Origin of the sequence: Streptomyces coelicoflavus (assembly GCF_003112555.1) — a bacterium.
Classification (GTDB): Bacteria; Actinomycetota; Actinomycetes; order Streptomycetales; family Streptomycetaceae; genus Streptomyces; species Streptomyces coelicoflavus.
On record NZ_BEWB01000013.1, the window covers coordinates 41,712 to 55,495 of the forward strand.

8 protein-coding genes are annotated in these 13,784 nt (G+C 73.6%); 3 read left to right on the forward strand and 5 right to left on the reverse strand.

All coding sequences use genetic code 11. The features are described 5' to 3' along the window. Positions 1 to 19 precede the first annotated feature (19 nt). From Sco07f_RS29325 to Sco07f_RS29345, 5 genes are read right to left on the reverse strand one after another with little or no spacing between them, the layout of a single operon-like run. Positions 20 to 1,270 (reverse strand): CaiB/BaiF CoA transferase family protein, encoded by a 1,251-nt coding sequence (locus Sco07f_RS29325; RefSeq protein ID WP_244942162.1) that lies wholly within the window; start codon positions 1,268 to 1,270, stop codon positions 20 to 22. Then, positions 1,252 to 2,643 carry an ADP-ribosylglycohydrolase family protein gene (locus Sco07f_RS29330; protein WP_108989626.1) on the reverse strand — a complete coding sequence of 464 codons (1,392 nt, stop codon included), beginning with the start codon at positions 2,641 to 2,643 and terminating at the stop codon, positions 1,252 to 1,254. The genes Sco07f_RS29325 and Sco07f_RS29330 overlap by 19 nt, the downstream gene beginning before the upstream one ends. Then, positions 2,631 to 3,800 (reverse strand): ADP-ribosylglycohydrolase family protein, encoded by a 1,170-nt coding sequence (locus Sco07f_RS29335; protein ID WP_007389781.1) that lies wholly within the window; start codon positions 3,798 to 3,800, stop codon positions 2,631 to 2,633. The genes Sco07f_RS29330 and Sco07f_RS29335 overlap by 13 nt, the downstream gene beginning before the upstream one ends. Continuing rightward, complete coding sequence (locus Sco07f_RS29340; RefSeq protein ID WP_054103384.1) at positions 3,797 to 5,071, reverse strand: ADP-ribosylglycohydrolase family protein; 1,275 nt, start codon at positions 5,069 to 5,071, stop codon at positions 3,797 to 3,799. Before Sco07f_RS29340 ends, Sco07f_RS29335 begins: the two co-directional genes overlap by 4 nt. Then, the gene (locus tag Sco07f_RS29345) at positions 5,068 to 6,240 is read right to left on the reverse strand and encodes an ADP-ribosylglycohydrolase family protein (protein ID WP_244942163.1); all 1,173 of its coding nucleotides are present in this window, start codon (positions 6,238 to 6,240) and stop codon (positions 5,068 to 5,070) included. The genes Sco07f_RS29340 and Sco07f_RS29345 overlap by 4 nt, the downstream gene beginning before the upstream one ends. Positions 6,241 to 6,475: 235 nt before the next feature. Here Sco07f_RS29345 and Sco07f_RS29350 point away from each other — a divergent pair, with 235 nt between their 5' ends. The 3 genes from Sco07f_RS29350 to Sco07f_RS29360 all read left to right on the forward strand — a co-directional run bounded on the left by Sco07f_RS29350 (position 6,476) and on the right by Sco07f_RS29360 (position 13,686). Beyond that, a complete protein-coding gene (locus tag Sco07f_RS29350; RefSeq protein WP_007448368.1) occupies positions 6,476 to 7,207 on the forward strand; it encodes a VIT1/CCC1 transporter family protein in 732 nt (243 codons plus the stop codon). Positions 7,208 to 7,685: 478 nt separating this feature from the next. Further along, positions 7,686 to 12,230, forward strand: coding sequence for a glutamate synthase large subunit (gene gltB, locus Sco07f_RS29355; protein WP_042825939.1), 4,545 nt, complete (start codon positions 7,686 to 7,688; stop codon positions 12,228 to 12,230). After that, the gene (locus Sco07f_RS29360) at positions 12,223 to 13,686 is read left to right on the forward strand and encodes a glutamate synthase subunit beta (RefSeq protein ID WP_007448365.1); all 1,464 of its coding nucleotides are present in this window, start codon (positions 12,223 to 12,225) and stop codon (positions 13,684 to 13,686) included. Before gltB ends, Sco07f_RS29360 begins: the two co-directional genes overlap by 8 nt. Positions 13,687 to 13,784: the final 98 nt, after the last annotated feature.

Below are 13,784 nucleotides of genomic sequence, written 5' to 3' on the forward strand. Positions count from 1 at the left end.
GACACGCTCAGGGGTGCGGTCATACGACGCCCTCCTCGCGCAGCTCCTTGACGTCCGCCGGGGTGAGCCCGAGCCCGGTCAGCACCTCCTCGGTGTCCGCGCCGTGCGGGCGGCCCGCCCAGCGGATCGCGCCCGGCGTGGCGGAGAGCCGGAAGAGGACGTTCTGCATGCGCAGCGGGCCCAGCTCGGGATCGTCGACCGTGGTGACCGTGTCCAGCGCCCGGTACTGCGGGTCGCTCATCACGTCCCGCACGTCCTGGACCGGTGCCACGGCCGCCTCGGCCTTCTCGAACGCGGCGAGCACGTCGGCGCGGGAGTGCCGGGCGATCCAGCCGCCCACCGCCGCGTCCAGCACGTCGCAGTGCCGGGCCCGCCCGGCGCCCGTCGCGAACCAGGGCTCGTCGATCAGCTCGGGGCGGCCCACCAGCCGCATCACGCGCTCGGCGACCGACTGGGCCGAGGTGGAGACGGCCACCCAGGTGCCGTCCGCGGTGCGGTAGGTGTTGCGCGGGGCGTTGTTCTGCGAGCGGTTGCCGGTGCGCGGCTGGACGTGGCCGAGCTGGTCGTACCAGAGGGGCTGCGGGCCCAGCACGGTCAGGATCGGCTCGATGATCGCCATGTCGACGACCTGGCCCTGGCCGGTGCGCTCCCGGGCGGCCAGCGCGGTCATCACGGCGTACGCCGTCGCCAGCGCCGCGATGGAGTCGGCGAGGCCGAACGGCGGCAGCGTCGGCGGCGCGTCCGGCTCGCCGGTCATCGCCGCGAAGCCGCTCATGGCCTCGGCGAGAGTGCCGAACCCGGGGCGGCGCGCGTACGGGCCGAACTGGCCGAAGCCGGTGACCCGGGTCAGGACCAGGCGCGGATTGACGGCGGACAGCTCGTCCCAGCCCAGGTCCCACTTCTCCAGGGTGCCCGGCCGGAAGTTCTCGACGACGACGTCGGCGGTGGCCGCGAGGCGGAGGAGGGTGGTGCGCCCGGCGGGCTTCGACAGGTCCAGGGTGATCGTGTGCTTGTTGCGGCCCAGCAGCTTCCACCACAGGCCGACCCCGTCCTTCGACGGGCCGTGCCCCCGGGAGGGGTCGGGCCGGGTGGGGTGCTCGACCTTGATCACCTCGGCGCCGAAGTCGCCGAGCATGGTGGCGGCCAGCGGCCCCGCGAAGAGGGTGGCGAGGTCGAGGACCCGCAGGCCGGTGAGCGGGGCGGCGGAGGGAACGGGGACAGCGGTCGCGGAGGCCGCGGAGGCCGCGGAGGTCACGGTGGGCTCGGGCATGGGCGGGTGGCCTCCCGGTGGGTGAGGTGGGCGAGGGTGTCGAAGCCGGTGCCGTCGAAGCCGCCGACGGAGGTGGCCAGGCGGTTCTTCAGCGGGGCCGTCCAGTGCTCGGGCAGCGCGGCGGCGGAACCGGCGAGCAGACCGGCGACGCCGCCGACGGTGGCGCCGTTGGAGTCGGTGTCCCAGCCGCCGGAGACGACGCGGGAGACCGAGCCGGTGAAGTCGCCGTCCCCGTGGGTGAGCGCGGCGGCGATCAGGGCGGTGTTGGGAACGGCGTGCACCCAGTGGTGCGCGGGGGAGTGCACGGAGTGGAGTTCGTCCACGACCGAGTCGAAGTCGGCGTGCGCGCCCGCGACCCGCACGGCGTGCCGGACGGCCCCGGCGAGCCGGGAGCCGGGCGGTACGACCGCGAGGCCGGCGCGCAGACAGGCGTGGACGTCGGGGGCGTCGGCGGGGGCCGCGGCGGCGACGACGGCCGCCGCGAACATCGCCGCGTAGACGCCGTTGGCGGTGTGGCTGAGGGCCGCGTCGCGATGCGCCTGTCCGGCGGCGGCGGCCGGGTCGCCGGGGTTGGTCCAGCCGTGCACGTCGGCGCGGATCAGGGCGCCGATCCACTCGCGGAACGGGTTGCGGTGGCGGGCGGTGTCCGGGGGCTCGAGCCCGGTGAGGAGGTTGCGGAGGGCGACGCGCTCGGCGGTGAAGGTGCGGCCGGGCGGGAGTTCGTCGAGCCAGACGCGGGCCACGTCGTCGGTGGTGAAGGCCCTGCCGTGGCGCCGGAGCAGCAGGAGGTTGAGCAGCGGGTAGTTCAGGTCGTCGTCCTCCGGCATGCCGTCGATGTTCTCGGCGAGGGAGGTGGTCGCGGAGCGGCGGTTCCAGGGGTACGCGGCCAGCAGGTCGCGGGGGACGCCGCGGGCGGTGAAGTACGTGGCCGGGGGCCAGTTGCCGGTGGCCCGGCCGAGGAGGCGGATACCGGTCAGGGGCAGCTTCTCGACGGGTTTGCCGAGGAGGCAGCCGACGGCACGGCCGAGCCAGGCGGCCTCCAGCCGGGCGGCGGACACGGACACGGAGGCGGCGGGGCGCGGGGACGGCCAGTCGGGGCACAGCGCTCTGATCCGGTCCAGGTCCGTCGGCTCGGCGTCCGCCGACGGGGACGGCAGCCGGGAGAGTGCGTCCAGGAGATCCTCCGCCAGGCGACGCAGGCCGGGAGAGACGGGGCGGGGCCGGGCGGAGGCACCGGCCCGGGGCGGGGCCTCGCCGCCGCCCGCCGCGTGCCAGCGGGCCGCGACCGCCGACGCGTCGCGGCCGTCCAGCCGCGCCTGGCGCAGCTCGTGGCCGACCAGATCCTCGGGCTGGACCCAGGTCAGCCGGAGCATCCCGTGCCCCCGATCTCCGCGAACGCCTCCTCGTGGGCGCGGCGGCGCCGTACGTCGCGCGCGAAGACCTCCCGCGTGACGGCGGTGAGCGTCGCCGCCGGTTCCCACAGGTCCAGGCGGCTCGCCTCCGCGACGGTCTTGGCCCAGTCCTCGGGCACCGGCGAGCCCAGCGCCCCGGCCAGCGCGCCGGCCATCGTGGCGATGGAGTCGCAGTCGCGGCCGTAGTTGACCGCCCCGAGGACCGCGTGCCGGAAGTCGCCGCCGGCGACGAGCAGCATGCCGAGGGCGACGGGCAGTTCCTCGATCGCGTGCAGGCGCGAGGGGCGGCGGGCACCGAGCGAAGGCGCGCGGTAGTCGGGACCCACGGTGTCGAACGGGGCGACCGCCGCCCGCAGCGGTGCGAGCGCCGACTCGAAGTCCGCGTGGCGGGCGGCCACGTCGCACACGGCCTCGATCGCCGCCCTGGTGCCGTCCTTGGCCAGGGCCAGGCAGCTCGCCACCACCGACTCCGGGGTCGCCCCCGGCACGCACGCCGCGGCCACCGCCGCCGCGAAGACACCGGCCGCCTCACGGCCGTACGACGACTGGTGCGCGCCCGCGACGTCCAGGGCCTCGGCGTAGGCGGCCGCCGGGTGCGCGGCGTTGACCAGGCCGACCGGGGCCATGTACATCGCGGCACCGCAGTTGACGATGTTGCCGGTGCCGGCCTCGCGCGGGTCCACGTGGCCGTAGTGGATCCGCGCGACCAGCCACTTCTCCGCGAGGAAGATCCGCTGGAGCAAAAGCGCCTCGGCCTCCAGCTCCGGGATCCAGCGCGGGTCGGTGATCAGGTCGGGGACCAGGTGCTCGGCGACCGCGTACGCGTCGAGGTGGTCGCGGACCGTGCCGTAGACCCGGACCAGCGCGTGGGTCATCAAGGTGTCGTCGGTGACGTGGCCGTCGCCCTTGTGGTACGGCGCGACGGGGCGGGCGGTGCGCCAGGCGTCGCCGTTCCAGGGGCCGACGACGCCGTGGACGCGGCCGCCGTGGCGTTCGAGGATCTGCTCGGGGGAGTAGCCCTCGACGGGGCCGCCGAGCGCGTCGCCGACGGCCGCGCCGACGAGGGCGCCGGTGACGCGTTCCTCGAGGGGCGCGGTGTTCGGGGTGCGGGAGGTCATGGGGTGCCTCGTCCTTCCGTTCGGGACGGTTGCGCGGCGTGCAGGAGAGCGGCGAGTTCGACCAGGTCGGTGCCGGTGAGCCGGGGCAGTACGCAGCCGGGCAGGGTGCGGCAGGCGTCCCGCCAGGACGCGGGGACCGACGCGCCGCCGCCGAGCGCGCCGGTGAGGGCGCCGGCCAGCGCGGGGGCGGAGTCCGCCACCCGGGACAGACAGGCCGCCGCCGGTACCGCCTCGGCGATGCGGCCACCGGCGGCGCGGGCCAGGGCGAGGGCGACCGGGACGGTCTCGGCGGCGGCGATGCCGTAGCTGTAGACGTGGTCGACGATGCGGTGCTCGAGCAGCGGGACGAGGGCGAAGGTGCTCTCGGCGTCCGCCGCGAGGGCCAGGGCCTGGCGGGCGTTGCGGCCGATCTCCGTCGCCTCGGGGAGTTCGGCGAGCGCGGCCGCCACGCAGGCGTCCACGTCGGCGCCGTCCAGCGCGCGGGCCAGCGCCGCCGCCATGGCCCGGGCACCGTGCACGCCGTCGCCGTCCTGGGTGTAGCGGGCGTCGAACTCCGCGAGGTCGGCGGCGGCGTGCGGGGCGCCGGGGTGGGCGACGGCGAGGACGCAGGCCCGTACGCAGGCGGCGTCGTCGAAGTAGTGCGGGTTGTCGTGGCCGGTGGCGGGCGGGCGCAGACCGGCGGCGAGGTTGCCGAGCCCGGCGCGCACCGAGATGCGGGCGCGCAGCGGCAGTACGGCCGACTCGACCTCGGGGGCGCGGTCGGCCGCCGCGGCGACCTCGCTGGCGACGGCGTTCCACGTCAGGTCGATCGCGGCGCGCATCCGGCGGTCCCGGCTCAGGTCCCCGAGCAGGCTGTCGTCCCCGGCCCGCAGCACCGCCTCCGCCGCGAACGCCGCCCACTCGGCGTCGTCCGAGGGACCGAGGCGCAGCGGCTCGGGGGGCTGGTTCAGGGCGATGGGGACGGGGAGGGTGGTGGTGGCGTTCCGCTCGGCGAACGTGTCCAGCTCGCGGGTGAGCCGCCGCGTCCACTCCGGCATCCGGGCGGCCCGGTGCCGGGCGGCGGGCCAGCCGGCGGCGTCTCCCGCGGCGAGCCCGAGGAGGAGCCCCTCGACGCGGTCGCCGAGCGGTACCGCACGGGAGGCCGCAGCCGTTCCCGGCTCGGCCCCCGGCCGGTGGCCGCTCCCACCGGGCCCGCGCACCTCCGGCACACCGGGCCCTTCGACGTACGCCGTGGTGCCCGTCAGCCCGACCGCACCACGAGCCCGGCTCACGGTCCCACCTCCGCCGCGTGGGCGTCCGGGGCGGGTGCGTGCGCGGGCCGGACGGGTGCGTGCGCGGCCGGGGCGGACGGCGACCGGCCCGGGTCCGCCGGCGACCGGTCCGGGTCTCGGAGGGACCGCTCCGTGGCCCCCCGTACCCGCTCCGGGGCCGGCGGAGCCGGGGAGGACGCCCGGGTCAGCAGGTCCGCCACCTCCAGGACGTGGTGTCCGGACATCGTCGGCAGGCAGGTGCCGCGGACCGGGCCGATGGCGGCGGCCCAGTCGGGCGGGATGGCGTGGACGCCCCGGGTCGCCCCCGCCAGGGCGCCGGCCACCGCGGCGGTGGTGTCGGCGTCGCGGCCCATGTTGACGGCCGTCAGGACGGCGTCCGTGAAGTCGCCGTCGGCCGCCGCGTACGCCCCGAAGGCGAGGGCGACGGCCTCGGGCGCCAGGTCGGTCCACGGGTAGCCGCCGATGACCACCGCGGAGCGCACCGCGCGTTCGCCGCGGTGGGCCGCCGTCATCGCGCGGCGCAGACAGCGCGCCGTCCAGGAGTCGTCCGGGATCACCGCCAGCGCGGACGCCACCACCGCGACGGTGGACGCCCCGGCCATCGCCGCCGCGACGCCCGCCGCCACCGCCTGGCCGCCGTAGATGCCCTCGCCCTCGTGGCTGACCGAGCCGTCGATCGCCGCCAGCCGGGCCGCCTCCGCGGGCCGTCCGGCCGCGAACACGCCGTGCGGCGCGGCCCGCATCGCGAGCCCGTCGCTCCAGGCGTGCCGGTGCTGGGCGGAGATCGGCGCGGCGAGACCCCGGCGCAGGTTCTCCAGGGTGCCGCGCTCGCTGAAGCCCGCGCCCCGGAACGGGCCCTCCTCCCGGTCCGCGATCCACTCGTGCCAGGCCGTCTCCACGTGGGCCTGGGTGAGCCCGGCGCCGTGGCGGGCCAGCAGCAGGCCCGAGAAGATCGCGTACTCGGTGTCGTCGGTACCGGCGGGCCGGTCGGCCACGTACCCCGTGATGCGCCCCCAGCGGGCGCGGATCTCGGAGGGCTTCATGTTCTCGGCCGGTGCCCCGAGGGCGTCCCCGACGGCCAGCCCGAGCAGCGCGCCCCGGGCCCGGTCGCGGAGCCCGGCGGCGCCCTGGGACGCGGGGACCGGGGGAATGCAGGCGGTGGATGCCATGCGGCCTCTCCTCTCCCTCGGCACATCTGTCCCCGGTGCGGTGGGCCCCGCAGCCGAACCGGGGCCGGTGTCACCCGGTCGACATATGAGCGGACAAGATCACGGATGAGTGCGGAGAGGTAAAACCGCAGGTAAGCCCAGCCTTTCCTTGCTGGCGGGACGGAAATGATCGGCGTAGATTGGGTGTTGTTAAAAAGTGGAATGAGTCCAAACTAGCTTCCCCGGGGGAACCCTCATGGCCATCATCGAGACCGAGGCGGCGCTGCACGAGGCGCACCGCGACAACCACACCCACCGCGACGTGAACGGCGGCTGGCTGCGCCCCGCCGTCTTCGGCGCGATGGACGGACTGGTCTCCAACCTGGCCCTCATGACCGGTGTCGCCGGCGGTACGGCGAGTCAGCAGACCGTGGTGATCAGCGGGCTCGCGGGGCTGGCCGCCGGTGCCTTCTCGATGGCCGCCGGCGAGTACACCTCCGTCGCCTCCCAGCGCGAGCTGGTCGAGGCCGAGCTGGACGTGGAGCGCCGCGAACTGCGCAAGCACCCGGCGGACGAGGAGGCGGAGCTGGCCGCGCTCTACGAGGCGCGCGGCGTCGAGCCGGAGCTGGCCCGCGAGGTGGCCCGCCAGCTGTCCAGCGACCCCGAGCAGGCCCTGGAGATACACGCCCGCGAGGAGCTGGGCATCGACCCCTCCGACCTGCCCTCGCCGACCGTGGCGGCCGTGTCCTCGTTCGGATCCTTCGCACTGGGCGCCCTGCTCCCCGTGCTGCCCTTCCTGCTCGGTGCCGGCGCCCTGTGGCCCGCGGTGCTGCTCGCCCTGGCCGGGCTGTTCCTGTGCGGCGCGGTGGTCGCCAAGGTCACGGCCCGCAGCTGGTGGTACAGCGGCCTGCGGCAGCTCGCCCTCGGCGGGGCGGCGGCCGGTGTGACGTATCTCCTGGGCAGCCTGTTCGGAACGGCCGTAGGATAGCCCGGCTCGAACTTATGCGAGGGGCCGCATAAGTAGTCGCCGCACGCGGCCGCTGCTCGCAGCCCCGCACGTAGCCGTTACTCGCTGGTTTCGAGTGCGTAATCTCCGGGCATGAGCCGTAAGCGCTGTGGGCAATGAAGCCTGCCGCGTATCGGCGGAGTGGGCGACGACGCTCCCTCCGCCCCCTCCGGCCGACGGACATCGATCTGTCCGCGTCGGTCTCCATGGCCTCCACCGCGGGTGCGGAACCCCCACCGCGACCCTTCGGTGTCCGCATGTTGGAACGGATTGTCCCGTTTACCGAGAACCAATCCATCATGTAACCTGCACCAAATTTTTCAGCCACTGATGCACCCACGCAGAGGGCCAACGTCGTCCCTCGGCACTTGCCACATGCCAGATGACGACGACGGGAGAGCCGATGCGTACGCCGCGCCAGCCGTCCCAGCACTCCGCGAATGGCCAGAACTGGTCCTTCATGGATGCTCGCCCTGCCGCGCAGGGTATGTACGACCCCCGCAACGAACACGACGCGTGCGGCGTCGGTTTCGTCGCCACCCTCACCGGCGAGGCGTCCCACACCCTGGTCGACCAGGCACTCACCGTGCTGCGCAACCTGGAGCACCGCGGCGCCACCGGCTCCGAGCCCGACTCGGGCGACGGCGCGGGCATCCTCTCCCAGGTGCCCGACGCGTTCTTCCGCGAGGTCGCCGGATTCGACCTGCCCGAGGCCGGGGCGTACGCCGTCGGCATCGCCTTCCTGCCGGTCGACGGCACCCAGGACGCCGTCTCGCGCATCGAGACGATCGCCGAAGAGGAGGGCCTCACCGTCCTCGGCTGGCGCGAGGTCCCGGTCGCCCCGCAGATGCTCGGCGCCACCGCGCGCTCCACGATGCCGGTCTTCCGCCAGATCTTCGTGAGCGACGGCACCTCGCAGGGCATCGCCCTGGACCGCCGCGCCTTCGCGCTGCGCAAGCGCGCCGAGCGCGAGGCCGGGGTCTACTTCCCGTCGCTGTCCGCGCGGACCATCGTCTACAAGGGCATGCTGACCACCGGCCAGCTGGAGCCGTTCTTCCCGGACCTGTCCGACCGCCGCTTCGCCTCCGCGATCGCGCTCGTGCACTCCCGGTTCTCCACCAACACCTTCCCGAGCTGGCCGCTCGCCCACCCGTACCGCTTCGTCGCGCACAACGGCGAGATCAACACGGTCAAGGGCAACCGCAACTGGATGCGCGCCCGCGAGTCCCAGCTGGCCTCGGACCTGTTCGGCTCCTCCGCGGACCTGGAGCGGATCTTCCCGATCTGTACGCCGGACGCCTCGGACTCCGCCTCCTTCGACGAGGTCCTGGAGCTGCTCCACCTGGGCGGGCGCTCGCTGCCGCACTCCGTGCTGATGATGATCCCGGAGGCGTGGGAGAACCACGACTCCATGCAGCCGGACCGGCGCGCCTTCTACCAGTTCCACTCCACGATGATGGAGCCCTGGGACGGCCCCGCCTGCGTCACCTTCACCGACGGCACCCAGGTCGGCGCCGTGCTCGACCGCAACGGTCTGCGCCCCGGCCGCTACTGGGTCACCGACGACGGCCTCGTCGTCCTCGGCTCCGAGGTCGGCGTCCTCGACATCGACCCCGCCAAGGTCGTCCGCAAGGGCCGCCTCCAGCCCGGCCGCATGTTCCTCGTGGACACCGCCGAGCACCGCATCATCGAGGACGACGAGATCAAGGCCCAGCTCGCCGCCGAGCAGCCGTACGCCGAGTGGATGGAAGCCGGCGAGATCGAGCTGTCCGACCTGCCCGAGCGTGAGCACATCGTGCACACCCACGCCTCGGTCACCCGCCGCCAGCAGACCTTCGGGTACACCGAGGAGGAGCTGCGCGTCATCGTCGCGCCGATGGCCAAGGCCGGCGCCGAGCCGATCGGCTCCATGGGCACCGACTCGCCCATCGCCGCGCTCTCCGAGCGGCCCCGGCTGCTCTTCGACTACTTCACCCAGCTCTTCGCCCAGGTCACCAACCCGCCGCTGGACGCCATCCGCGAGGAACTGGTCACCTCGCTGCGCTCCTCGCTGGGCCCCCAGGGCAACCTGCTCGACCCGACGGCCGCCTCGTGCCGCAGCGTCCTGCTGCCCTTCCCGGTGATCGACAACGACGAGCTGGCCAAGCTCATCCACATCAACGCCGACGGCGACATGCCCGGCTTCAAGGCCGCCACCCTCTCCGGGCTCTACCGGGTGCACGGCGGCGGCGACGCGCTGGCCGCGCGGATCGAGGAGATCTGCGCCGAGGCCGACGCCGCCATCGAGAACGGCGCCCGGCTGATCGTCCTGTCCGACCGCCACTCGGACGCCGAGCACGCGCCGATCCCCTCGCTGCTGCTCACCGCCGCCGTCCACCACCACCTCATCCGCACCAAGCAGCGCACCGAGGTGGGCCTGCTGGTCGAGGCCGGCGACGTCCGCGAGGTCCACCACGTCGCCCTCCTCATCGGCTTCGGCGCCGCCGCCGTCAACCCCTACCTGGCGATGGAATCCGTCGAGGACCTGGTCCGGGCCGGCACCTTCCTCCAGACCGACGACGGCGAGCCCGAGCAGGCCATCCGCAACCTGATCCACGCCCTCGGCAAGGGCGTCCTCAAGGTCATGTCCAAGATGGGCATCTCCACCGTCGCCTCCTACCGCGGCGCCCAGGTCTTCGAGGCCGTCGGCCTGGACGAGGCCTTCGTCGCCAAGTACTTCAACGGCACCGCCACCAAGATCGGCGGCGTCGGCATCGACGTGGTCGCCAAGGAGGTCGCCGCCCGCCACGCCAAGGCGTACCCGGCCAGCGGCATCGCGCCGGCCCACCGCGCCCTGGAGATCGGCGGCGAGTACCAGTGGCGCCGCGAGGGCGAGCCGCACCTGTTCGACCCGGAGACGGTCTTCCGCCTCCAGCACGCCACGCGTTCCGGCACGTACGACATCTTCAAGAAGTACACCGAGCGCGTGAACGAGCAGTCCGAGCGGCTCATGACGCTGCGCGGCCTGTTCGGCTTCAAGAGCGGCCGGCAGCCGATCCCCCTCGACGAGGTCGAGCCCGTCTCCGAGATCGTCAAGCGCTTCTCCACCGGCGCCATGTCGTACGGCTCCATCTCCCAGGAGGCGCACGAGACCCTCGCCATCGCCATGAACCAGCTGGGCGGCAAGTCCAACACCGGTGAGGGCGGCGAGGACCCGGAGCGCCTGTACGACCCGGCGCGCCGGTCCAGCATCAAGCAGGTCGCCTCCGGCCGCTTCGGCGTGACCAGCGAGTACCTGGTCAACGCGGACGACATCCAGATCAAGATGGCCCAGGGCGCCAAGCCCGGCGAGGGCGGCCAGCTGCCCGGCCACAAGGTGTACCCGTGGGTCGCCAAGACCCGGCACTCCACCCCGGGCGTCGGCCTGATCTCCCCGCCGCCGCACCACGACATCTACTCCATCGAAGACCTTGCCCAGCTGATCCACGACCTGAAGAACGCGAACCCGCAGGCGCGGATCCACGTCAAGCTGGTCTCCGAGGTCGGCGTCGGCACGGTCGCGGCGGGCGTCTCCAAGGCGCACGCGGACGTGGTGCTGATCTCCGGCCACGACGGCGGCACCGGTGCCTCCCCGCTCACGTCGCTCAAGCACGCGGGCGGCCCCTGGGAGCTGGGCCTCGCCGAGACCCAGCAGACCCTGCTGCTCAACGGCCTGCGCGACCGCATCGTCGTGCAGACCGACGGCCAGCTCAAGACCGGCCGCGACGTCGTCATCGCCGCGCTGCTCGGCGCCGAGGAGTTCGGTTTCGCCACCGCGCCGCTCGTCGTCTCCGGCTGCGTCATGATGCGCGTCTGCCACCTGGACACCTGCCCGGTCGGCATCGCCACCCAGAACCCGGTCCTCAGGGAGCGCTTCTCCGGCAAGGCCGAGTACATCGTGAACTTCTTCCGGTTCATCGCCGAGGAGGTCCGCGAGATCCTCGCCGAGCTGGGCTACCGCTCCATCGAGGAGGCCGTCGGCCACGCCGAGACCCTCGACGTGACCCGCGCGGTCGACCACTGGAAGGCGCAGGGCCTCGACCTCGAGCCGCTGTTCCACGTGCCCGCGCTGGCCGAGGGCGCGGTGCGCCACCAGGCCGTCGTCCAGGACCACGGCCTGGAGAAGGCGCTCGACAACCAGCTGATCAAGCTCGCCTCCGACGCGCTGGCCGCCCCGGACGCCACCCGGGCCGCCCCGGTGCGCGCCCAGGTCGCCATCCGCAACATCAACCGCACGGTCGGCACCATGCTCGGCCACGAGGTCACCAAGAAGTTCGGCGGCGGCGGCCTGCCCGACGACACCGTCGACATCACCTTCACCGGCTCCGCGGGCCAGTCCTTCGGCGCCTTCGTCCCGCGCGGCATCACCCTGCGCCTGGAAGGCGACGCCAACGACTACGTCGGCAAGGGCCTCTCCGGCGGCCGTGTGATCGTCCGCCCCGACCGGGGCGCCGACCACCTCGCCGAGTACTCCACCATCGCCGGCAACACCATCGGCTACGGAGCCACCGGCGGCGAGATGTTCCTGCGCGGCAAGGTCGGCGAGCGCTTCTGCGTCCGCAACTCCGGCGCGCTGGTCGTCTCCGAGGGCGTCGGCGACCACGGCTGCGAGTACATGACCGGCGGCCACGCGGTCGTCCTCGGCGAGACCGGGCGCAACTTCGCGGCCGGCATGTCCGGCGGCATCGCCTACGTCGTCGACCTCGACCGCGACAACGTCAACGCCGGCAACGTCGACGCGATCCAGGAGCTGGACGACGCCGACAAGGACTGGCTGCACGACGTGGTGCGCCGCCACGCCGAGGAGACCGGCTCCACGGTCGCCGGGAAGCTGCTGGCCGACTGGCCCGCCGCCGTGGAGCGCTTCAGCAAGCTCATCCCCCGCACGTACAAGGCAGTGCTCGCCGCCAAGGACGCCGCCGAGCGAGCCGGTCTCTCCGAGACCGAGACCACCGAGAAGATGATGGAGGCGGCGACCAATGGCTGATCCCAAGGGCTTTCTGAACCACGGACGCGAGGTCGCCCGGACCCGTCCCGTCGACGAGCGCGTCAAGGACTGGAACGAGGTCTACGTTCCCGGCTCCCTGCTGCCGATCATCAGCAAGCAGGCCAGCCGCTGCATGGACTGCGGCATCCCGTTCTGCCACAACGGCTGCCCGCTCGGGAACCTGATCCCCGAGTGGAACGACTACGCCTACCGCGAGGACTGGTCGGCGGCGTCCGAGCGCCTGCACGCCACCAACAACTTCCCGGAGTTCACCGGCCGCCTGTGCCCGGCCCCGTGCGAGTCGGCGTGCGTGCTCGGCATCAACCAGCCGCCGGTCACCATCAAGAACGTCGAGGTCTCCATCATCGACAAGGCGTGGGAGACCGGGGACGTCGCCCCGCGCATCCCCGAGCGCCTGTCCGGCAAGACCGTCGCCGTCATCGGCTCGGGCCCGGCGGGCCTGGCCGCCGCCCAGCAGCTCACCCGGGCCGGCCACACCGTCGCCGTCTACGAGCGCGCGGACCGCGTCGGAGGCCTCCTCCGCTACGGCATCCCCGAGTTCAAGATGGAGAAGCGGCACATCAACCGCCGCATCGAGCAGATGCGCGCCGAGGGCACCCGCTTCCGCACCGGCGTCGAGATCGGCCGCGACCTGACGGCCACCAGCCTCAAGAAGCGCTACGACGCGGTCGTCATCGCCGCCGGCTCCACCACCGCCCGCGACCTGCCGGTCCCCGGCCGCGAGCTGAACGGCATCCACCAGGCGATGGAGTACCTGCCGCTGGCCAACAAGGTCCAGGAGGGCGACTACGTGGCGCCCCCGATCACGGCCGAGGGCAAGCACGTCGTCGTCATCGGCGGCGGCGACACCGGCGCCGACTGCGTGGGCACCGCCCACCGCCAGGGCGCGGCCTCCGTCACCCAGCTGGAGATCATGCCCCGGCCGGGCGAGGAGCGGGACGCGGTGCGCCAGCCGTGGCCGACCTTCCCGATGCTGTACAAGGTCACCAGCGCCCACGAGGAGGGCGGCGAGCGGGTCTACGCCGTCTCCACCACCCACTTCGAGGGCGACGAGGACGGCAACGTCCAGTGGCTGCACATGAGCGAGGTCGAGTTCGTCGACGGGAAGCTCACGTCGAAGCCGGGCACCGAGCGGAAGATCCCGGCCCAGCTGGTCACCCTCGCCATGGGCTTCACCGGCACCGACAAGGAGAACGGTCTGGTCGACCAGTTCGGCCTGGCGCTCGACGAACGGGGTAACATCGCCCGGGACGCCGACTTCCAGACCAACGTGCCGGGTGTGTTCGTCGCCGGTGACGCCGGCCGCGGCCAGTCGCTCATCGTCTGGGCGATCGCCGAGGGCCGCTCGGCCGCGCGCGGCGCCGACCGCTTCCTGACCGGGGCCAGCGACCTGCCGGCCCCGATCCGCCCGACGGACCGCGCCCTCGCGGTCTGACGGACGGGACAACCGCCCCGACGGGCGGACAACCGTCCTGACGGGCGGACAACCGAAGAACGTCCCGCACAAAGGCGTGCGGAACACTGATGGCGCCT